The organism is Accumulibacter sp. (assembly GCF_023806635.1).
Lineage (GTDB): Bacteria > Pseudomonadota > Gammaproteobacteria > Burkholderiales > Rhodocyclaceae > Accumulibacter.
In genome coordinates, this window is record NZ_JAMTDQ010000007.1 from 1 (window position 1) to 16,936 (window position 16,936).

At 61.5% G+C, this 16,936-nt stretch carries 31 protein-coding genes and 1 pseudogene; 30 read left to right on the forward strand and 2 right to left on the reverse strand.

Features of this window, described 5'->3' with window-relative positions:
* The 30 genes and pseudogenes from NFW30_RS01620 to rplQ form a co-directional block, all read left to right on the forward strand.
* A pseudogene (locus NFW30_RS01620) lies at positions 1-95 on the forward strand (elongation factor Tu); the annotation flags it as partial.
* A 57-nt stretch (positions 96-152) separates the two neighbouring features.
* Complete coding sequence (gene rpsJ, locus NFW30_RS01625; protein ID WP_034895367.1) at positions 153-464, forward strand: 30S ribosomal protein S10; 312 nt, start codon at positions 153-155, stop codon at positions 462-464.
* Positions 465-576: 112 nt separating this feature from the next.
* Positions 577-1,221 (forward strand): 50S ribosomal protein L3, encoded by a 645-nt coding sequence (gene rplC, locus NFW30_RS01630; RefSeq protein WP_295371645.1) that lies wholly within the window; start codon positions 577-579, stop codon positions 1,219-1,221.
* Positions 1,222-1,842, forward strand: coding sequence for a 50S ribosomal protein L4 (gene rplD / locus NFW30_RS01635; RefSeq protein WP_295371647.1), 621 nt, complete (start codon positions 1,222-1,224; stop codon positions 1,840-1,842).
* Entirely contained in the window at positions 1,839-2,141 is a 303-nt protein-coding gene (gene rplW, locus NFW30_RS01640; protein WP_295371650.1) for a 50S ribosomal protein L23, read from the forward strand. Before rplD ends, rplW begins: the two co-directional genes overlap by 4 nt.
* Positions 2,141-2,968, forward strand: a complete 828-nt coding sequence (gene rplB, locus NFW30_RS01645; protein WP_034938551.1) for a 50S ribosomal protein L2 — start codon at positions 2,141-2,143, stop codon at positions 2,966-2,968. The genes rplW and rplB overlap by 1 nt, the downstream gene beginning before the upstream one ends.
* A gap of 13 nt (positions 2,969-2,981) precedes the next feature.
* Positions 2,982-3,257 carry a 30S ribosomal protein S19 gene (rpsS, locus tag NFW30_RS01650; RefSeq protein ID WP_034895357.1) on the forward strand — a complete coding sequence of 92 codons (276 nt, stop codon included), beginning with the start codon at positions 2,982-2,984 and terminating at the stop codon, positions 3,255-3,257.
* A gap of 10 nt (positions 3,258-3,267) precedes the next feature.
* The gene (rplV, locus tag NFW30_RS01655; protein WP_295371654.1) at positions 3,268-3,597 is read left to right on the forward strand and encodes a 50S ribosomal protein L22; all 330 of its coding nucleotides are present in this window, start codon (positions 3,268-3,270) and stop codon (positions 3,595-3,597) included.
* 9 nt (positions 3,598-3,606) lie between these two features.
* Positions 3,607-4,443 carry a 30S ribosomal protein S3 gene (gene rpsC, locus NFW30_RS01660; protein ID WP_295371657.1) on the forward strand — a complete coding sequence of 279 codons (837 nt, stop codon included), beginning with the start codon at positions 3,607-3,609 and terminating at the stop codon, positions 4,441-4,443.
* Entirely contained in the window at positions 4,427-4,840 is a 414-nt protein-coding gene (gene rplP / locus NFW30_RS01665; protein ID WP_295371660.1) for a 50S ribosomal protein L16, read from the forward strand. Before rpsC ends, rplP begins: the two co-directional genes overlap by 17 nt.
* Positions 4,841-4,842: 2 nt before the next feature.
* Positions 4,843-5,034, forward strand: coding sequence for a 50S ribosomal protein L29 (gene rpmC / locus NFW30_RS01670; RefSeq protein ID WP_295371663.1), 192 nt, complete (start codon positions 4,843-4,845; stop codon positions 5,032-5,034).
* A complete protein-coding gene (gene rpsQ, locus NFW30_RS01675) occupies positions 5,031-5,297 on the forward strand; it encodes a 30S ribosomal protein S17 (RefSeq protein ID WP_295371666.1) in 267 nt (88 codons plus the stop codon). Before rpmC ends, rpsQ begins: the two co-directional genes overlap by 4 nt.
* A 130-nt stretch (positions 5,298-5,427) precedes the next feature.
* Positions 5,428-5,796 carry a 50S ribosomal protein L14 gene (gene rplN / locus NFW30_RS01680; protein ID WP_295371669.1) on the forward strand — a complete coding sequence of 123 codons (369 nt, stop codon included), beginning with the start codon at positions 5,428-5,430 and terminating at the stop codon, positions 5,794-5,796.
* A gap of 8 nt (positions 5,797-5,804) precedes the next feature.
* Positions 5,805-6,122: a 50S ribosomal protein L24 gene (gene rplX, locus NFW30_RS01685; protein ID WP_295371671.1), complete on the forward strand. Its 318-nt coding sequence runs from the start codon at positions 5,805-5,807 to the stop codon at positions 6,120-6,122.
* A gap of 9 nt (positions 6,123-6,131) precedes the next feature.
* Positions 6,132-6,671 carry a 50S ribosomal protein L5 gene (rplE, locus tag NFW30_RS01690; RefSeq protein ID WP_295371672.1) on the forward strand — a complete coding sequence of 180 codons (540 nt, stop codon included), beginning with the start codon at positions 6,132-6,134 and terminating at the stop codon, positions 6,669-6,671.
* A gap of 6 nt (positions 6,672-6,677) precedes the next feature.
* On the forward strand, positions 6,678-6,983 hold the full coding sequence (gene rpsN, locus NFW30_RS01695) for a 30S ribosomal protein S14 (protein ID WP_034938531.1): 306 nt from the start codon (positions 6,678-6,680) through the stop codon (positions 6,981-6,983).
* Between the two features lie 14 nt (positions 6,984-6,997).
* Positions 6,998-7,393 (forward strand): 30S ribosomal protein S8, encoded by a 396-nt coding sequence (gene rpsH / locus NFW30_RS01700; protein WP_295371675.1) that lies wholly within the window; start codon positions 6,998-7,000, stop codon positions 7,391-7,393.
* 9 nt (positions 7,394-7,402) lie between these two features.
* Positions 7,403-7,939 carry a 50S ribosomal protein L6 gene (gene rplF, locus NFW30_RS01705; protein WP_295371677.1) on the forward strand — a complete coding sequence of 179 codons (537 nt, stop codon included), beginning with the start codon at positions 7,403-7,405 and terminating at the stop codon, positions 7,937-7,939.
* Positions 7,940-7,952: 13 nt separating this feature from the next.
* Entirely contained in the window at positions 7,953-8,306 is a 354-nt protein-coding gene (gene rplR, locus NFW30_RS01710) for a 50S ribosomal protein L18 (protein ID WP_295371718.1), read from the forward strand.
* Between the two features lie 29 nt (positions 8,307-8,335).
* Complete coding sequence (gene rpsE, locus NFW30_RS01715; RefSeq protein ID WP_295371681.1) at positions 8,336-8,860, forward strand: 30S ribosomal protein S5; 525 nt, start codon at positions 8,336-8,338, stop codon at positions 8,858-8,860.
* 3 nt (positions 8,861-8,863) lie between these two features.
* The gene (gene rpmD, locus NFW30_RS01720) at positions 8,864-9,046 is read left to right on the forward strand and encodes a 50S ribosomal protein L30 (protein WP_295371683.1); all 183 of its coding nucleotides are present in this window, start codon (positions 8,864-8,866) and stop codon (positions 9,044-9,046) included.
* Position 9,047: 1 nt separating this feature from the next.
* Complete coding sequence (rplO, locus tag NFW30_RS01725; protein ID WP_295371685.1) at positions 9,048-9,482, forward strand: 50S ribosomal protein L15; 435 nt, start codon at positions 9,048-9,050, stop codon at positions 9,480-9,482.
* Between the two features lie 23 nt (positions 9,483-9,505).
* Positions 9,506-10,831 carry a preprotein translocase subunit SecY gene (gene secY / locus NFW30_RS01730; protein WP_295371687.1) on the forward strand — a complete coding sequence of 442 codons (1,326 nt, stop codon included), beginning with the start codon at positions 9,506-9,508 and terminating at the stop codon, positions 10,829-10,831.
* Between the two features lies 1 nt (position 10,832).
* Positions 10,833-11,051 carry a translation initiation factor IF-1 gene (infA, locus tag NFW30_RS01735; protein ID WP_014235458.1) on the forward strand — a complete coding sequence of 73 codons (219 nt, stop codon included), beginning with the start codon at positions 10,833-10,835 and terminating at the stop codon, positions 11,049-11,051.
* Between the two features lie 67 nt (positions 11,052-11,118).
* Positions 11,119-11,232 carry a 50S ribosomal protein L36 gene (gene rpmJ / locus NFW30_RS01740; protein ID WP_295371695.1) on the forward strand — a complete coding sequence of 38 codons (114 nt, stop codon included), beginning with the start codon at positions 11,119-11,121 and terminating at the stop codon, positions 11,230-11,232.
* Positions 11,233-11,308: 76 nt separating this feature from the next.
* On the forward strand, positions 11,309-11,671 hold the full coding sequence (gene rpsM, locus NFW30_RS01745; protein ID WP_295371698.1) for a 30S ribosomal protein S13: 363 nt from the start codon (positions 11,309-11,311) through the stop codon (positions 11,669-11,671).
* Between the two features lie 20 nt (positions 11,672-11,691).
* Positions 11,692-12,087 (forward strand): 30S ribosomal protein S11, encoded by a 396-nt coding sequence (gene rpsK, locus NFW30_RS01750; RefSeq protein WP_034938510.1) that lies wholly within the window; start codon positions 11,692-11,694, stop codon positions 12,085-12,087.
* 11 nt (positions 12,088-12,098) lie between these two features.
* On the forward strand, positions 12,099-12,728 hold the full coding sequence (gene rpsD / locus NFW30_RS01755) for a 30S ribosomal protein S4 (protein WP_295371702.1): 630 nt from the start codon (positions 12,099-12,101) through the stop codon (positions 12,726-12,728).
* Positions 12,729-12,767: 39 nt separating this feature from the next.
* Positions 12,768-13,742 carry a DNA-directed RNA polymerase subunit alpha gene (rpoA, locus tag NFW30_RS01760; protein ID WP_034938504.1) on the forward strand — a complete coding sequence of 325 codons (975 nt, stop codon included), beginning with the start codon at positions 12,768-12,770 and terminating at the stop codon, positions 13,740-13,742.
* 30 nt (positions 13,743-13,772) lie between these two features.
* The gene (gene rplQ, locus NFW30_RS01765; protein WP_295371706.1) at positions 13,773-14,168 is read left to right on the forward strand and encodes a 50S ribosomal protein L17; all 396 of its coding nucleotides are present in this window, start codon (positions 13,773-13,775) and stop codon (positions 14,166-14,168) included.
* A gap of 64 nt (positions 14,169-14,232) precedes the next feature.
* On the opposite strand, the gene NFW30_RS01770 is transcribed toward rplQ, so the two are convergent.
* The gene (locus NFW30_RS01770) at positions 14,233-16,068 is read right to left on the reverse strand and encodes an ABC transporter ATP-binding protein/permease (protein WP_295371709.1); all 1,836 of its coding nucleotides are present in this window, start codon (positions 16,066-16,068) and stop codon (positions 14,233-14,235) included.
* 421 nt (positions 16,069-16,489) lie between these two features.
* Positions 16,490-16,936 carry an ion channel gene (locus tag NFW30_RS01775; protein ID WP_295357083.1) on the reverse strand — a complete coding sequence of 149 codons (447 nt, stop codon included), beginning with the start codon at positions 16,934-16,936 and terminating at the stop codon, positions 16,490-16,492.

A 16,936-nucleotide genomic window follows, 5' to 3' on the forward strand; every position in this document is an offset into this window, starting at 1 on the left:
TCTCGCCGATCGCCATGGAAGAAGGTCTGCGCTTCGCGATCCGCGAAGGCGGTCGCACCGTCGGCGCCGGCGTCGTCGCCAAGATCATCGAGTAGATCGGCCAACCCCCCGCAGCGGCGCCTTGGCGTCGCTGATCGTTCTTTGGAAAAAAAATGCAAAGCCAGAAAATCCGTATCCGTCTGAAAGCCTTCGACTATCGCCTGATCGATCAGTCGGCGCAGGAGATCGTGGACACCGCGAAGCGCACGGGAGCGGTTGTCCGCGGTCCGGTGCCATTGCCGACGCGTATCCAGCGCTATGACCTGCTGCGCTCGCCGCATGTCGACAAGACCTCGCGCGACCAACTCGAGATTCGCACGCACCTGCGCCTGATGGATATCATCGATCCGACCGACAAGACCGTCGACGCCTTGATGAAACTCGATCTGCCAGCGGGCGTGGACGTGGAAATCAAGTTGCAGTAAGGGCTTCTTGCGGCTATAATCGCCGCCTTTCGCCGGGCAGACCGAGGCTGAGGCTGTCCGTTCATTCAGTAGTGCTCGCCGGCCAATCGTAGCCGGTCAGAGGAGAATAAGCATGAGTCTAGGCCTTGTAGGGCGCAAGGTCGGCATGACGCGCATCTTTACCGACGATGGAGCCAGCATCCCGGTAACCGTGCTCGATGTGTCGAACAATCGCGTTGCCCAGATCAAAACGCCGGCAACGGATGGCTATACCGCCGTCCAGATCGCTTTCGGCAAGCGCCGTCCGTCACGTGTGAACAAGCCAATGGCCGGGCATCTCGCCAAGGCTGGCGTCGAGGCCGGGCGCGTTCTCAAGGAATTCCCGGTTCCGGTCGACGATCTCGCCGTGCTGAAGGCCGGGGATCAGATCAGTGTGACGATATTCGCCGTGGGTCAGAAAGTCGACGTCACCGCACAAACGATCGGCAAGGGTTTTTCGGGGTCGATCAAACGACACAACTTCAAGTCCCAAGGTGCCGCGCACGGCAACTCGGTGTCGCACAGGGCGCCGGGATCGACCGGCATGGCGCAGGATCCGGGGCGGGTGTTTCCCGGTCAGAAGATGGCGGGTCACTTTGGCGACGTCAAGCGCACGCAGCAGAATCTGGAAGTCGTCCGCGTCGATGTCGAGCGTCAGCTGCTCCTGCTCAAGGGTGCGGTACCGGGTGCCAAAGGGGCAGACGTGATCGTGCGGCCTGCAGTCAAGGCGGGGGCATAAATGGAACTCAAGCTGATCAACGAACAGGGCCTGGAGGCGAGTCGCCTGGAGGCGTCGGACACGCTCTTTGGCCGCGAGTACAACGAGGCGCTGGTACACCAAGTGCTCGTTGCCTACCAAGCGAACGCCCGTGGCGGCAATCGCGCCCAGCGTGATCGCCACGACGTTGCGCACACCACCAAGAAGCCGTGGCGCCAGAAGGGTACCGGCAGGGCACGGGCTGGCATGTCGTCGTCGCCGATCTGGCGCGGTGGTGGTCGGGCATTCCCGAATCTGGCGGACGAGAACTTCCGCCAGAAGCTCAACCGCAAGATGTATCGCGCCGGGATGGCGTCGATCCTGTCGCAGCTGGCGCGGGATGGTCGTTTGGCCGTTGTCGAGAATCTGACGGTCGAGGCTCCAAAGACCAAGCTATTTGCTACCAAAATCAGGAATATGGGCTACGACTCGGTGCTCGTGATCACCGATGCGCTCGACGAGAATGTCTTCTTGGCGGCGCGCAACCTGCCGAATGTCCTCGTGCTGGAGGTCCACCAGGCGGATCCGGTCTCCCTGGTCCGCTTCGGCAAGGTGCTGATGACGCGCGCGGCGGTGGCGAAGTTTGAGGAGATCCTGGGATGAATGAGCAACGTCTGATGCAGGTACTGCTGGCGCCGCAGATCTCCGAGAAGGCGACATTTATCGCCGACAAGCATGAGCAGGTGATTTTCCGCGTCGTGTCCGATGCGACCAAGGCCGAGGTCAAGGGTGCTGTCGAGCTGCTCTTCAAGGTCTCCGTCGAGTCGGTGCAGATGGCCAATGTCAAGGGCAAGAAAAAGCGCTTTGGCCGCCTTGCCGGTCGCCGCAGCGGTTGGAAAAAGGCCTTTGTCTGCCTGCAGCCCGGGCAGGAAATCAATTTCGTCGATGGAGGGGGCGTCTGATGGCTCTCGTCAAAGTCAAACCGACTTCGCCCGGCCGGCGTGCCGTGATTCGCGTCGTCAACGCGAATCTGCACAAGGGCGCCCCGGTTGCCCGGCTGATCGAGCAACAGTCGAAGAAGGCGGGCCGCAACAACAACGGTCACGTGACGACCCGACATCAGGGTGGCGGCCACAAGCAGCATTACCGCCTGGTCGACTTCAAGCGTACCAAGGATGGCGTGCCGGCGAAGGTGGAGCGGCTCGAGTACGATCCCAACCGCACCGCCAACATTGCCCTGCTCTGCTATGCCGATGGCGAGCGTCGTTACATCATTGCCCCGAAGGGTCTGGCGGTCGGTCAGCAGGTCTCGAGTGGCTCGGAGGCACCGATCAAGGTCGGCAACGCCCTGCCCATCCGCAACATCCCGGTCGGCACGACGATCCATTGTGTCGAGATGGTCCCTGGCAAGGGTGCCCAGCTTGCGCGATCGGCCGGAACCTCGGTGCAGTTGCTGGCGCGCGAAGGAGTGCACGCGCAGTTGCGGCTGCGCTCCGGTGAGATTCGCCGCGTGCATGTCGAGTGTCGGGCGACGATTGGTGAAGTCGGCAATGAAGAGCACAGCCTACGTTCCATTGGCAAGGCGGGTGGCACTCGTTGGCGCGGTGTTCGGCCGACTGTGCGCGGCGTCGCCATGAACCCGATCGACCATCCACATGGTGGTGGCGAAGGGAAGACGGCATCGGGCATGCATCCGGTCAGCCCGTGGGGTACCAAGACCAAGGGCTATCGTACTCGTCGCAACAAGCGTACGACTTCGATGATCGTGCAGCGCCGGCAAAAACGCTAAGGGATAGAGAACCATGGGACGTTCCGTTAAAAAGGGCCCGTTTGCTGATGCCCACCTGATCAACAAGGTCAGCGCAGTCCGTGCGACTGGCGACAAGCGCCCGATCAAGACCTGGTCGCGCCGCTCAACGGTTCTGCCGGACTTCGTCGGCCTGACGATCGCCGTCCATAACGGCAAACAGCACATTCCGGTGTACATCACCGAGAACATGGTCGGGCACAAGTTGGGCGAGTTTTCTCTGACTCGTACCTTCAAGGGCCATACGTCTGGCAAGAAGGCCAAGAAGTAGGGGAATGAATATGGAAACTCGTGCTGTGTTGCGCGGTGTGCGACTGTCGAGTCAGAAGGGCCGGCTGGTGGCAGACCAGATTCGTGGGCTGCCCGTGGACAAGGCGCTGAACATCCTTGCTTTCAGTCCCAAGAAGGGTGCCGGCATCATCAAGAAGGTGCTCGAGTCGGCAATCGCCAACTCCGAGCACAACGATGGGGCAGATATCGACGAGCTGAAGGTGAAGACGATCTTCGTCGAAAAGGGCACGGTGCTCAAGCGCTTCACCGCGCGGGCGAAAGGGCGCGGCAACCGGATCGTCAAGCCGACGTGTCACGTCTTCCTGACTGTCGGCAACTGAGGAACAAGAATGGGACAAAAGATTCATCCTACCGGCTTTCGTCTATCAGTCACCCGCGATTGGTCGTCACGTTGGTACGCCAACAGCAAGCAGTTCGCCGGCATGCTCAACGAGGATCTGCGTGTTCGGGAGTACCTCCACAAAAAGCTGAAACACGCCTCCGTCGGTCGCATCCTCATCGAGCGCCCAGCGAAGAATGCACGCGTGACGATCTTCTCGGCGCGGCCTGGCGTCGTGATCGGCAAGAAGGGCGAGGAGATCGACAATCTGCGCGCCTCCTTGCAGAAAATCATGGGCGTGCCGGTACATGTCGGTATCGAGGAGATCCGCAAGCCGGAACTGGATGCGCAACTGATTGCCGACTCGATCACGCAGCAGCTGGAAAAGCGGATCATGTTCCGCCGGGCGATGAAGCGAGCGATGCAGAACGCGATGCGCCTCGGTGCGCAGGGGATCAAGATCATGAGCTCGGGCCGTCTCAACGGCGCCGAGATTGCCCGCCGCGAGTGGTATCGTGAGGGCCGCGTGCCGCTGCACACGCTGCGGGCCGACATCGATTACGCGACTTCGGAAGCACTCACGACCTACGGCCTGATCGGGGTCAAGGTATGGGTCTTCAAGGGTGAGATTCTGGCTCGTAGCGAGCAGGCGGCGACCTCGGACAGCGCGCTCGAAGAACAGAGGCGGCCAAGGCGCCTCGGTCCCCGGCCGGCTGACGGCGCAGACAGGGGGCGCCCAGCGAGAGGGGCGGACGAGGTTGCCAGGGTAGAAGGCGCGCCCGGGGAAGCCAGGGCGCCCGTGAAACGAGTGAGAAAGGCAGGAACGACAGATGCTGCAGCCAGCTAGAAGAAAATACCGCAAGGAGCAGAAAGGCCGCAATACCGGCCTTGCGTTACGCGGGGCGAAGGTGAGTTTTGGCGAGTATGGGCTGAAGTCGATTGGCCGCGGGCGGCTGACTGCCAGGCAGATCGAGGCCGCGCGGCGCGCCATGACCCGCCATATCAAGCGCGGTGGCCGCATCTGGATTCGCATCTTCCCCGACAAGCCGATTTCGAAGAAGCCGGCAGAGGTCCGCATGGGCAGTGGCAAGGGAAATCCGGAGTACTACGTCGCCGAGATCAAGCCGGGCAAGGTTCTCTACGAGATGGACGGGGTGAGTGAAAGCCTGGCCCGCGAGGCCTTCTCCCTCGCGGCCGCGAAGCTGCCGATCCCGACGGTGTTCGTCACACGCATGATAGGGTGATCATGAAAGCCAGTGAACTCAGAGCAAAATCGGTCGATGAGCTGAACCAGGAACTTCTCGCCCTTTTGAAGGCGCAGTTCGGATTGCGGATGCAGCTTGCTACCCAGCAGCTGACGAACAACAGCCAGGTCGGCAAGGTGCGCCGTCAGATCGCGCGCGTGCGGACGCTTCTTCGTGAAAAGGCGGTTCAATGAGCGAGACCAAGAGCAGCAAGCGTACCCTGATTGGGCGCGTCGTCAGCGACAAGATGGAGAAGACGGTGACCGTTCTGGTCGAGCGTCGTGTCAAGCACGCGATGTACGACAAGATCATCGTCCGGTCCAGCAAGTACCACGCCCAGAACGAAAACAACGAGGCGAAACTTGGCGACATGGTAGAAATCCAGGAGTCTCGGCCGCTGTCGAAGACCAAGTCGTGGGTGGTCAGTCGGCTGCTCCAGCGAGCTGTCGCGATATAGTTCTTGCGTTTGTTTGCGCTCCGGCTATAATCCCCGGTTTTCCTGCGCACGACGGTAGCAACCGGTCGAGCGTTTCTCCCCTAGCGGGTTCCAAGACTGACCGCCGTCGCGGGCCAAGTTGGAGTGACACATGATTCAAGTACAGACTACTCTCGATGTCGCCGACAACACCGGTGCGCGCTCGGTGATGTGCATCAAGGTGCTCGGCGGTTCCAAGCGCCGTTACGCGGGTGTTGGTGACATCATCAAGGTGGCGATCAAGGATGCCGCGCCGCGCGGGCGCGTCAAGAAGGGCGACGTTTACAGTGCCGTCGTGGTACGCACGGCAAAGGGCGTCCGTCGCGTCGACGGATCTCTTGTCAGGTTCGACCATAACGCCGCCGTCCTGCTCAACAACAAGATGGAGCCGATCGGTACGCGCATCTTCGGGCCGGTGACGCGCGAGTTGCGTGGTGACCGCTTCATGAAGATCGTCTCCCTGGCGCCGGAAGTGCTGTAAGGAAAGTCATGGAAAAGATTCGTAAGGGCGACGACGTCGTGGTCCTCGCCGGCAAGGACAAGGGCAAGCGGGGAACCGTCCTCGCTCGTGCCGATGCCGAGCATGTTCTCGTCGAGGGCGTGAATCGTGTCAAGAAGCACGTCAAGCCGAATCCGGTGAAGGGCGTCGTCGGCGGCATCACCGAAAAGGAGATGCCGCTGCACGTGTCGAATGTGGCGCTTTTCAACCCGGCTACCCGGAAGGCGGACCGGGTCGGCTTCAGGAAGCTTGAGGACGGTACGAAGGTACGCTTTTTCAAGTCGAACGGTGAAGTCTTGGGGGCATAAGGATCAGTCATGGCGCGTTTGCTGCAGTACTACAAGGATACGGTGGTTCCCGAACTGACCCATAAGTTTGGCTACAAGTCGAAGATGGAAGTGCCGCGGATCACCAAGGTGACGCTCAACATGGGTGTCGGGGAGGCGGTGGCGGACAAGAAAGTCCTGGAAAACGCAATGGGCGACATGGTCAAGATCGCCGGCCAGAAACCGGTGATGACCAAGGCCAGGAAGTCCATTGCCGGCTTCAAGATCCGCACGGGCTATGCGATCGGTTGCATGGTTACCTTGCGCGGCCCGCGTATGTTCGAGTTCATTGATCGCCTGGTTTCCGTCGCGTTGCCGCGTGTGCGTGATTTTCGCGGCATTTCCGGAAAGGGCTTCGACGGCCGTGGCAATTACAGCATGGGTCTCAAGGAGCAGATCATCTTCCCGGAAATCGAGTACGACCGGATCGACGCTCTGCGCGGCATGAACATCAGTGTCACGACTACTGCCAAGACCGATGAAGAGGCGCGTGCCCTGCTTGGCGCGTTTAAATTCCCTTTCAGGAACTGAGACGAAATGGCGAAAATCGCTGTCATCAACCGCGGTGAAAAGCGGCGCAAGGTTGTCAAGAAGTATGCCACGAAACGTGCCGAACTGTTGGCTGTGATCGCCGATCAGAGCCGGTCGATCGAAGACCGCTTCGATGCGCGTCTCAAGATGCAGGCGTTGCCGCGCAACGCCAGCCCGGTCAGGCTGCGCAACCGATGCCAGCTCACTGGCCGTCCGCGCGGTGTCTTCCGCAAGTTTGGCCTCGCTCGCGGCAAGCTGCGCGAGTTCTTCATGCAGGGCGAAGTGCCGGGCATGGTCAAGGCTAGCTGGTAGCAGGAGAGAACAGAATGAGTATGAGCGATCCGATCAGCGACATGCTGACCCGCATCCGCAATGCCCAGATGGCGAGCAAGGCGTCCGTCGCCATGCCATCGTCGAAGGTGAAAGTCGCCATTGCCCAAGTGTTGAAGGACGAGGGGTACGTCGAGGGCTTTTCGGTTGATCCCAACGCCGGCAAGCCGTTGCTCGAGATCGGCCTCAAGTACTATGCGGGCCGGCCGGTGATCGAGCGGATCGACCGTGTTTCCCGACCTGGGCTTCGGATCTACCGGGGCGCCGGGGATATTCCACAGGTGATGAATGGTCTTGGGGTCGCCATCGTGTCGACGCCCAAGGGCGTAATGACCGACCGCAAGGCCCGCGCCAGCCATGTTGGCGGCGAGGTTCTGTGCTTTGTCGCGTAAGGTGTAGCCATGTCCCGAGTCGCAAAGAAAGCCATTGCCCTGCCGCCTGGGGTTGTCGTCGCCCTGACGAGCGAGCGGATTTCAGTCAAGGGGCCGCTCGGCCACCTCGAGTTCGCCGTCAACCCGGCGGTGAGCATCGAAGAGGAGGGCGGCAGCCTCCACTGCAGGCCGGTTGCGGGAGCGCCGCAGGCAGACGCCTTGTCGGGAACGATGCGCGCCGTTGTCGCCAACATGGTGACGGGGGTCAGTTCGGGCTTCGAGCGAAAATTGACTCTGGTTGGGGTTGGCTATCGCGCGCAGGCCCAGGGCGATACGCTCAACCTCTCGCTGGGTTTCTCGCACCCGGTGGCGTACAGGTTGCCGGCCGGAATCACGGCGGTGACGCCGACGCAGACGGAAATCGTGATCAAGGGCGTTGACCGCCAACTCGTTGGCCAGGTCGCGGCGGAAGTCCGCAGTTATCGCAAGCCGGAACCCTACAAGGGCAAGGGCGTTCGCCATGCGGACGAGGTCGTCGTGATCAAGGAAACGAAGAAGAAGAAATAAGGGTGCTCAGATGATTGACAAGAAACAGGCGCGTTTGCGCCGGGCCCGCATGACCCGGGCCAAGATCGCCGAACTCAAGACCGTGCGCTTGTCGGTGCATCGCACCAATTGCCACATCTACGCGCAGGTCATCTCGCCCTGCGGATCGCGGGTTCTCGCTGCTGCCTCGTCGCTGGAACCGGGTGTGCGGAGCATGCTGCCCAATGGCGGCGACATCAACGCGGCGAAGACGATCGGTCTGCTGATCGCCGAACGGGCGAGAAAGGCTGGAATCGAGAGCGTCTCGTTCGACCGCGCTGGTTTCCGCTACCACGGCCGGATCAAGGCGCTGGCCGACGCAGCGCGTGAAGGCGGTCTCAAGTTCTGATCGCAGAGTGCAAGGAATTGGAGTAATCAATGGCTAAACCGCAAAGCAGGAAACCACAGCAAGCCGAGAAGCCCGATGATGGCATGCGGGAGAAGATGATCTCGATCAACCGTGTGACGAAAGTCGTCAAGGGCGGTCGGATTCTCGGTTTTGCCGCGCTGACCGTCGTTGGTGATGGCGACGGGCGCGTTGGGATGGGCAAGGGCAAGTCGCGCGAGGTGCCGGTGGCAGTGCAAAAGGCGATGGAGGAGGCGCGCCGCAACCTGATCCGCGTCAGCCTGAAGAACGGGACGCTGCAGCACACGGTGTTCGGACGACACGGAGCTTCGAGAGTGATGATGCAGCCGGCGCCGGAAGGAACCGGGATCATCGCCGGCGGCGCCATGCGGGCGGTTTTCGACGTCATCGGCATGACCAACGTCGTCGCCAAGGCGCATGGTTCAACCAATCCCTACAACATCGTCCGAGCCACGATCAACGGGCTGCGCTCCATGACGACGCCAGCCGAGGTTGCTGCGAAGCGTGGCAAATCCGTTGCCGAAATCCTGGAGTAAGAGATGGCGGAGAAGACAGTGAAGGTGACCTTGGTCAGGAGTCTCATCGGCACCAAGGAATCGCATCGCGCGACCGTTCGTGGCCTCGGCCTGCGACGCCTCAACAGTAGTTCGGTGCTGGAGGACACGCCGGCGGTACGCGGAATGATCAACAAGGTGTCCTACCTTCTGAAGTGTGAGCGCTGACATGGAACTCAATACCGTACAGCCAGCCGAGGGATCCCGGCCGGCAAGAAAGCGAGTGGGTCGGGGCATCGGGTCCGGCTTCGGCAAGACCTGCGGCCGCGGCCACAAGGGGCAGAAATCGCGCGCAGGTGGGCTGCACAAGGTCGGCTTCGAGGGCGGGCAGATGCCTTTGCAGCGTCGCCTGCCCAAGCGTGGCTTCAAGTCGCTGACCAGGTCGCGCAACGTCGAGGTTCGCCTGTCTGAAATCGCCCGTTTGCCGGTCGATGAGATCGATCTCGCGACACTGGTCCAGGCCAGCCTGGTGGCGCAGGATGTGCTGTCGGTGAAGGTCATCCTGTCGGGAACGATCGACCGCAAGGTCTTGCTCCGCGGCGTTGGAGCGACGGCCGGCGCGCGGGCTGCGATCGAAGCGGCGGGTGGCAGCGTTGCGGAATGAACCGGGTTCAGGGGTGAGTTCTCTTGGCAAATAGCGCAAATACGGTCAGCAGGGGCGGCAAGTTCGGCGACCTCAAGCGCCGGCTGTGGTTCCTCGTGGGTGCCTTGCTCGTGTATCGCATCGGCGCTCACATTCCGGTGCCAGGGATTGATGCGCGGGTCCTCAGCGAGCTGTTCAACCAGCAGCAAGGCGGCATTCTCGGCATGTTCAACATGTTTTCCGGCGGCGCGCTGTCACGCTTCACGATCTTTGCCCTGGGAATCATGCCGTACATTTCTGCCTCGATCATCATGCAACTGATGACCCATGCCAGCCCCCAACTCGAGGCGCTCAAGAAGGAAGGCGAGGCTGGGCGGCGCAAGATCACGCAGTACACCCGTTACGGTACCGTCTTCCTCGCGCTCTTCCAGGGTATCGGCATCGCGGTTGCCGTCGAGGCTCAACCCGGGCTGGTTCTGGAGCCGGGAATGATGTTCCGCCTCGTGACGGTCGTCACACTGGTGACGGGCACGATGTTCCTGATGTGGCTCGGAGAACAGGTGACCGAGCGTGGGCTCGGCAACGGCATCTCCATCATCATCTTTGCTGGCATCGCGGCCGGCTTGCCAAACGCCATTGGCGGGCTTCTGGAACTGGTCCGTACGGGTGCGATGCATCCGCTGACCGCGCTTGTGATCTGCGTCCTGGTGGTACTCGTTACGGCCTTCGTCGTCTTCGTCGAGCGTGGGCAGCGCAAGATTCTGGTCAATTACGCCAAGCGGCAGGTCGGGAACAAGATATACGGTGGTCAGAGTTCGCACCTGCCACTGAAGCTGAACATGGCCGGCGTGATTCCGCCGATTTTCGCCTCGTCGATCATCCTCTTCCCGGGGACCCTCGCCGGGTGGTTTGGCTCTGGCGAATCCGTGCGCTGGCTGAAGGACGTTGCCGGCGCCCTCTCGCCGGGGCAGCCGATCTACGTCATGCTCTATGCGGCGGCCATCGTCTTCTTCTGTTTCTTTTATACGGCACTGGTCTTCAATTCCAAGGAGACAGCCGACAACCTCAAACGGAGCGGCGCGTTCGTGCCCGGCATCCGGCCGGGAGACCAGACTGCGCGTTACATCGACAGGATTCTGATGCGGTTGACCCTGGTTGGCGCTGTCTACATCACCATCGTCTGCCTGCTGCCGGAGTTTCTGATTCTCAAGTGGAACGTGCCGTTTTATTTTGGCGGCACTTCACTGCTGATCATTGTCGTGGTGACCATGGATTTCATGACCCAGGTGCAAGCCTACGCCATGTCGCACCAGTACGAGAGCCTGCTGAAGAAGGCGAACTTCAAGGGCTCCGGCCTGGCGGCGAAATAGGATGGCAAAGGAAGACTTGATAGAAATGCAGGGAGAGGTCGTCGAGAACCTCCCCAACGCCACCTTCAGGGTGAAGCTCGAAAACGGTCACATGGTGCTCGGTTTCATTTCGGGGAAGATGCGGATGCATTACATCCGGATACTGCCGGGCGACAAGGTGACGGTGCAACTGACTCCGTACGACCTGAGTCGCGCGCGCATCGTCTTCCGCGCCAAGTGAAGAATCTCTACGCAACAATTCGGCGAAAGGCTGGCTGCGCCTTGGTCCGGAAAATCAGGAGTCGACCATGAAAGTGCTGGCATCCGTTAAGCGCATCTGCCGGAAATGCAAGATCATTCGGCGGCACGGCATCGTGCGTGTGATTTGTGCCGACCAACGTCACAAACAGCGGCAGGGTTGAGCGCGACGAGTCACCGTGGTGAGTCGTCAGACGTTCGAACTATAATTCGAAGTTTCGTTTCTATTGGGGTGAATCGATGGCCCGCATCGCAGGCGTAAACCTCCCTAACCACCAGCATGCCGAGATCGCGCTGACCGCCATCTACGGGATCGGGCGTTCGCGCGCACAGAAGATTTGTGAGGCTGCTGGGGTTGTCCGTTCAACCAAGATGAAGGATCTCAGCGAGGCCGAGCTGGAACGGTTGCGTGACGAGATCGGCAGGTACACCGTTGAAGGGGACCTGCGCCGCGAAGTGACCATGAGCATCAAGCGCCTGATGGACCTCGGCTGCTATCGGGGCCTGCGCCATCGCAAGGGGCTGCCGTCGCGTGGCCAGCGCACGCGCACCAATGCGCGGACGCGCAAGGGCCCACGCAAGCCGATCGCCGGCAAGAAATGATCCGCAACTAGGACCCAAAGATGGCCAAGACCGCTACAAAAGTTCGCAAGAAAGTCAAGATCAGGAAAAACGTGGCTGAGGGCGTCGCTCACATCCACGCTTCGTTCAACAACACGATCATCACGATCACCGATCGCCAGGGGAACGCCCTGTCATGGGCGACCTCGGGCGGTGCCGGCTTCAAGGGCTCACGCAAGAGCACACCATTTGCGGCGCAGGTCGCCGCCGAGGCTGCTGGCCGGGTGGCGGTCGAGTGTGGTGTGAAGAATCTCGAGGTGCGCATCAAGGGACCTGGCCCCGGGCGGGAATCATCGGTCCGTGCGCTGAACGCATTGGGAATGAAGATCACGGCGATCACCGACGTCACGCCGATCCCGCACAACGGCTGCCGGCCGCCCAAGAGGCGTCGGATTTAAGGAGAAGAAAAGTGGCTCGCAATCTCGATCCGAAATGCCGCCAGTGTCGCCGTGAAGGCGAGAAGCTGTTCCTCAAGGGCGAAAAGTGCTTCACGGACAAGTGCGCCATCGAACGGCGCTCCTACGCACCCGGGCAACACGGCCAGAAGTCCGGCCAGCGCTTGTCCGACTACGGCGTCCACCTGCGCGAGAAGCAGAAGATTCGGCGTATCTATGGCGTTCTCGAGGGGCAGTTCCGCAAGGTGTATCAGGAAGCCGACCGCCGTCGCGGGGTTACCGGCGAAGTGCTCCTGCAACTGCTGGAGTCGCGTCTGGACAGTGTCTGTTACCGCATGGGTTTTGCCGCATCACGCTCGGAGTCGCGCCAGGTGGTTCGACACAACGGCGTCCTCGTCAATGGCAGAAGAGTCAACATCCCTTCGTATCAAGTGCGCCCGGGAGATGTGGTCGAGGTCTGTGAAAAGACAAAGGGGCAGTTGCGGGTCAAGGCTGCTCTGGCGGCGGCGGAGGCCCGGGGCTTTCCGGCCTGGGTCGAGGTGGACGCCAAGGCAGCCAAGGGGACCTACAAGGCCAATCCCGAGCGGAGCGAGTTGCCGCCGACCATCAACGAGAGTCTGGTGATCGAACTGTATTCGAAGTAAGGGCGTCAGGGCTCGAAGGAATCAGGCAAAGGACTGTACATGCAAAGCAGTGGACTGTTTAAACCGCGCATCATCGATGTGCAGAGCTTGTCGCCGGTGCATGCACGCGTGGTGATGGAGCCGTTCGAGCGCGGCTACGGGCACACCCTGGGCAATGCGTTGCGCCGGATTCTGCTGTCGTCGATGCCCGGATACGCGCCGACCGAAGTGAGTATCGAGGGGGTGCTGCACGAGTATTCGACGATCGACGGCGTGCAGGAAGACGTCGTGGACATCATGCTCAACCTCAAGGGGGTGGTCTTCAAGCTGCACAACCGGGAAGAGGTCGTTCTGCACCTGCGCAAGGAGGGCAAGGGAGTGGTCAGGGCTGGCGACATCGAGGTCACACACGATGTCGAAATCATCAACCCCGAGCACGTCATTGCCCATCTTTCGGCTGGTGGCAAGCTGGCGATGGAAATGAAGGTCGAGCGTTCACGCGGCTACCTGGCAGGCAATCTGCGCGACATCGGTGACGGCTCGAAGAATATCGGCAAACTCGTCCTCGACGCTTCCTTCAGCCCGGTTCGTCGGGTGAGCTACGCGGTGGAGAGCGCTCGCGTCGAGCAGCGCACTGACCTCGACAAGCTGGTCATGGACATCGAGACGAACGGTGCCATCGAGCCCGAGGAGGCGATTCGCACCGCGGCACGGATCCTGATGGAGCAGCTTTCGGTGTTCGCCGATCTTGCCGGGACCGCGATGCCCGTGGAGTACCAGAAGACGATCCAGGTCGATCCCCTGCTGCTGCGACCGGTGGACGACCTCGAGTTGACCGTCCGCTCGGCCAACTGTCTGAAGGCGGAAAATATCTACTACATCGGTGATCTGATCCAGAGAACCGAAAACGAGTTGCTGAAGACACCCAATCTGGGACGCAAGTCGCTCAATGAAATCAAGGAAGTGTTGGCTGCCCGCGGCCTGACCCTGGGGATGAAGCTCGAGAACTGGCCACCGGCCGGCCTCGACAAGTGAGCAGCCGGAAAAGAACAGGAAGGAACTGATATGCGTCACCGTTTGGGTCTTCGCAAACTGAACCGGACCAGCTCTCACAGGCTGGCCATGCTGCAGAACATGAGTGTGTCACTCTTGCGCTCGGAGGTCATCAAGACGACGCTGCCAAAAGCCAAGGAACTGCGGCGCGTGGTCGAGCCGATCATCACCCTGGGCAAGAAGCCGAGTGTGGCCAACCGCCGGCTGGCGTTCGCTCGCTTGCGCGACCGCGACATGGTGGTGAAGGTCTTCGATGAACTCGGCCCGCGCTACGCGACACGCAACGGTGGTTACCTGCGGATTTTGAAGTGCGGCTTCCGCGAAGGCGACAATGCGCCGATGGCTCTTGTCGAGTTGCTCGACCGGCCGCTCAACGAAGGCGAGGCCACCTCGGCGAAGGGCGACTGATCGCTCGGCGGGCAATGCGCCAACGAAGCCAGGCCGCCTTGCGCCTGGCTTTTTCTTGCTGGCGTCAGGTGGCCTGCGCGCTGCCCTTTGGCGGCGCCTCAGCACCGGTTTCCTCGAGCTGCTGCAGCGTCCACATGTGGGCGTAGGTGCCTGCGGACTCGAGCAGCTGCTGATGCGTTCCGCGTTCGACGATGCGGCCCGTGTCCATGACGAGTATCTCGTCGGCGTTCATGATCGTAGACAGACGATGCGCGATGACCAGAGTCGTGCGGCCGTGCGCGGCGCGCTCCAGACTCGTCTGGATGGCCTTTTCGGTCTTCGAGTCGAGCGCTGACGTCGCCTCGTCGAAGATCAGGACCGGCGGGTTCTTGAGGATCGCGCGGGCGATTGCCACCCGCTGCTTCTCTCCCCCCGACAGCTTCAGCCCCCTCTCGCCGACGCGCGTTTCATAACCCAGCGGCAACTGGTCGATGAAGGTCGCGAGTTGCGCCGCCGCCGCGGCTGCGAGAACCTGCGAGCGGTCGGCGCCGGGGTTGCCGTACTGAATGTTGTAGTAGATGGTGTCGTTGAACAGCACGGTGTCCTGCGGCACGATGCCGACTGCCGCGCGCAGGCTGGCCTGCGTCAAGTGGCGGAGATCGCGGCCGTTGACCAGAATGGCGCCGGCAGTGACATCGTAGAAACGGAAGAGCAGACGCGCGAGCGTCGACTTGCCGGAGCCGGATTCGCCGACGACGGCGACCGTGCGGCCGGCAGGAATCGAGAACTCCACCCCGCGCAGGATCTGCCGGTTGGCTTCGTAGGAGAAGTCCACCGCGGCGAAGCGGATCGCCACAGGCCCGTCGGCGAGGCTGACTGCGTCCGGCGAATCGCTGATCTCCCGATTGACCGCCAGCAGGTCGAAGAGTCGCTCGATGTCGGCGAGCGCCTGCCGGATCTCGCGATAGACGACGCCGAGGAAATTGAGCGGCATGTAGAGCTGCACGAGAAACGCGTTGACCAGTACCAGATCGCCGATCGTCATCCTGCCTTCGACGACGCCGGTGGCAGCTCGCCACATCATTGCCGTCACGCCGACTGCGATGATTCCCTGCTGTCCCAGGTTGAGCCACGAGAGCGACAGCTGGCTGCGCGTGGCGGCCTCCTCCCAGAGTTGCATCTGCTGATCGTAGCGCCGGGCCTCGTAGTCCTCGTTGTTGAAGTACTTGACGGTTTCGCAGTTCAGCAGGCTGTCGATTGCCCGCGTGTTGGCTGCCGAATCGGTCTCGTTGAGCTTGCGGCGAAGCATGATTCGCCAGTTGCTGACGCTCACCGTGAAGATGACGTAGGCGACCAGCGAGGCGATCGTGATCAGTGCCAGGCTGATGTCGTAGCGCAGCAGCAGGATGGTGAGAACGATGCTGATCTCGACCAGAGTGGGCAGGATCGAGTAGAGCGTATAGCTGATCAGGCTGGAGATCGACCGGCTGCCACGTTCGATGTCGCGTGAAACTCCTCCGGTTTGCCGTTCCAGGTGAAAGCGCAGCGAGAGGTCGTGCAGGTGACGGAAGACCTCGAGAGCGATGCGCCGGACGGCGCGCTGGGTGACGCGGGCAAAAAGAATCTCACGCAACTCGGCGAACAAGGAAGCGGAGAAACGCAAGGCACCGTAGAGCAGGAGGAGCGCTGCCGGCAGGATGAGCGCTTGTTGTGGTCCGGTGAGACCGTCGATCATCTCCTTGAAGATCAGCGGCACACTGACGTTGGCGATCTTCGCTCCAACCAGACAGGACAACGCCAGCAGGAATCGCCACTTGTGCTGCCAGAGGTAGGGCAGAAGCCTGCCGAGTGTCGCTGCGACAGGCGCAGCGCCGGCCGCAGGCCTGTCGCCGGCTGGGTAGTCAGAAGCAGTACGGCGCATCGGCAGGTGGCTCGATCGGGTCAATGACCCCGGCAGTATGACCTGTTGCCAATGGCGGTCAACAAGTGCCGACACGTGTTGCCGAGCGACCTCAGGCGGATTCGGCACTACGGTCTGCTGGCATCGGCGGCGAAGGCAACGAAGCTGGCATTGGTGCGGCAGGCCTTCTCGGATCCGGCACGCGATGCGCTGGTCACGGCGACGGTGGAGGAGTTCCGGCAGCGCTTCGGTCGCGCCGGGTGGGCGTGCTGTCCCCGCTGTCACGACGGGCGCGTCGTCCCGACAGCAGTGATTCAGCCGCTTTCAGGCCGTCCGGGCCTGGCTGGCGGCTTGGCCGGTTGCGCGCGACGCTTGGCACCCCATACAGGGTATCGCAGGGAGCCAGAAATGCCCGGGTGGTATTGACGGGCTGACCTGCGGCTCAAACGTCCGGGCTGCGACCCTCGACGTGCATCCGGGTCAGGTGCTGCAGGATGGCCACCAACGCGGCACTGCTCAGGCCAAGCATCAGGATTCCGTTGAGCGCTTCGAGGGGACCGAGAAGCTTCCGGTCGGTGCTCATCACCACGTCGCCATAGCCCAGCGAAGTGAAGTTGACGCCCGAATGGTAGACCGCCTCGTAAAACACCGGAAACTCGCCCAGAACGAAGAACAACGCTCCCCAAAGCATGATCTGCAGGAAGTTGCCGAGCATCATGATCAGCATTGCAACCAGCAGCGCAACGATTCCCTCGATCAGTCCGCTGCTTCTCCTCGGTCGGCGAGGCGTACCCATGACGCGACGAACACTCCAGAAGGTGAACGTGACCTGCAGGATGAGGCACATCATCATCGTCATCAGGCCAATGGCCAGATCCACCAGAATCAT

Coding starts and splice junctions, on each gene's coding strand:
- rpsJ (WP_034895367.1), top strand. CDS start 153: ATGCAAAGCCAGAAAATCCGTATCCGTCTGAAAGCCTTCGACTATCGC.
- rplC (WP_295371645.1), top strand. CDS start 577: ATGAGTCTAGGCCTTGTAGGGCGCAAGGTCGGCATGACGCGCATCTTT.
- rplD (WP_295371647.1), top strand. CDS start 1,222: ATGGAACTCAAGCTGATCAACGAACAGGGCCTGGAGGCGAGTCGCCTG.
- rplW (WP_295371650.1), top strand. CDS start 1,839: ATGAATGAGCAACGTCTGATGCAGGTACTGCTGGCGCCGCAGATCTCC.
- rplB (WP_034938551.1), top strand. CDS start 2,141: ATGGCTCTCGTCAAAGTCAAACCGACTTCGCCCGGCCGGCGTGCCGTG.
- rpsS (WP_034895357.1), top strand. CDS start 2,982: ATGGGACGTTCCGTTAAAAAGGGCCCGTTTGCTGATGCCCACCTGATC.
- rplV (WP_295371654.1), top strand. CDS start 3,268: ATGGAAACTCGTGCTGTGTTGCGCGGTGTGCGACTGTCGAGTCAGAAG.
- rpsC (WP_295371657.1), top strand. CDS start 3,607: ATGGGACAAAAGATTCATCCTACCGGCTTTCGTCTATCAGTCACCCGC.
- rplP (WP_295371660.1), top strand. CDS start 4,427: ATGCTGCAGCCAGCTAGAAGAAAATACCGCAAGGAGCAGAAAGGCCGC.
- rpmC (WP_295371663.1), top strand. CDS start 4,843: ATGAAAGCCAGTGAACTCAGAGCAAAATCGGTCGATGAGCTGAACCAG.
- rpsQ (WP_295371666.1), top strand. CDS start 5,031: ATGAGCGAGACCAAGAGCAGCAAGCGTACCCTGATTGGGCGCGTCGTC.
- rplN (WP_295371669.1), top strand. CDS start 5,428: ATGATTCAAGTACAGACTACTCTCGATGTCGCCGACAACACCGGTGCG.
- rplX (WP_295371671.1), top strand. CDS start 5,805: ATGGAAAAGATTCGTAAGGGCGACGACGTCGTGGTCCTCGCCGGCAAG.
- rplE (WP_295371672.1), top strand. CDS start 6,132: ATGGCGCGTTTGCTGCAGTACTACAAGGATACGGTGGTTCCCGAACTG.
- rpsN (WP_034938531.1), top strand. CDS start 6,678: ATGGCGAAAATCGCTGTCATCAACCGCGGTGAAAAGCGGCGCAAGGTT.
- rpsH (WP_295371675.1), top strand. CDS start 6,998: ATGAGTATGAGCGATCCGATCAGCGACATGCTGACCCGCATCCGCAAT.
- rplF (WP_295371677.1), top strand. CDS start 7,403: ATGTCCCGAGTCGCAAAGAAAGCCATTGCCCTGCCGCCTGGGGTTGTC.
- rpsE (WP_295371681.1), top strand. CDS start 8,336: ATGGCTAAACCGCAAAGCAGGAAACCACAGCAAGCCGAGAAGCCCGAT.
- rpmD (WP_295371683.1), top strand. CDS start 8,864: ATGGCGGAGAAGACAGTGAAGGTGACCTTGGTCAGGAGTCTCATCGGC.
- rplO (WP_295371685.1), top strand. CDS start 9,048: ATGGAACTCAATACCGTACAGCCAGCCGAGGGATCCCGGCCGGCAAGA.
- infA (WP_014235458.1), top strand. CDS start 10,833: ATGGCAAAGGAAGACTTGATAGAAATGCAGGGAGAGGTCGTCGAGAAC.
- rpmJ (WP_295371695.1), top strand. CDS start 11,119: ATGAAAGTGCTGGCATCCGTTAAGCGCATCTGCCGGAAATGCAAGATC.
- rpsM (WP_295371698.1), top strand. CDS start 11,309: ATGGCCCGCATCGCAGGCGTAAACCTCCCTAACCACCAGCATGCCGAG.
- rpsK (WP_034938510.1), top strand. CDS start 11,692: ATGGCCAAGACCGCTACAAAAGTTCGCAAGAAAGTCAAGATCAGGAAA.
- rpoA (WP_034938504.1), top strand. CDS start 12,768: ATGCAAAGCAGTGGACTGTTTAAACCGCGCATCATCGATGTGCAGAGC.
- rplQ (WP_295371706.1), top strand. CDS start 13,773: ATGCGTCACCGTTTGGGTCTTCGCAAACTGAACCGGACCAGCTCTCAC.
- NFW30_RS01770 (WP_295371709.1), bottom strand. CDS start 16,068: ATGCGCCGTACTGCTTCTGACTACCCAGCCGGCGACAGGCCTGCGGCC.
- NFW30_RS01775 (WP_295357083.1), bottom strand. CDS start 16,936: ATGATTCTGGTGGATCTGGCCATTGGCCTGATGACGATGATGATGTGC.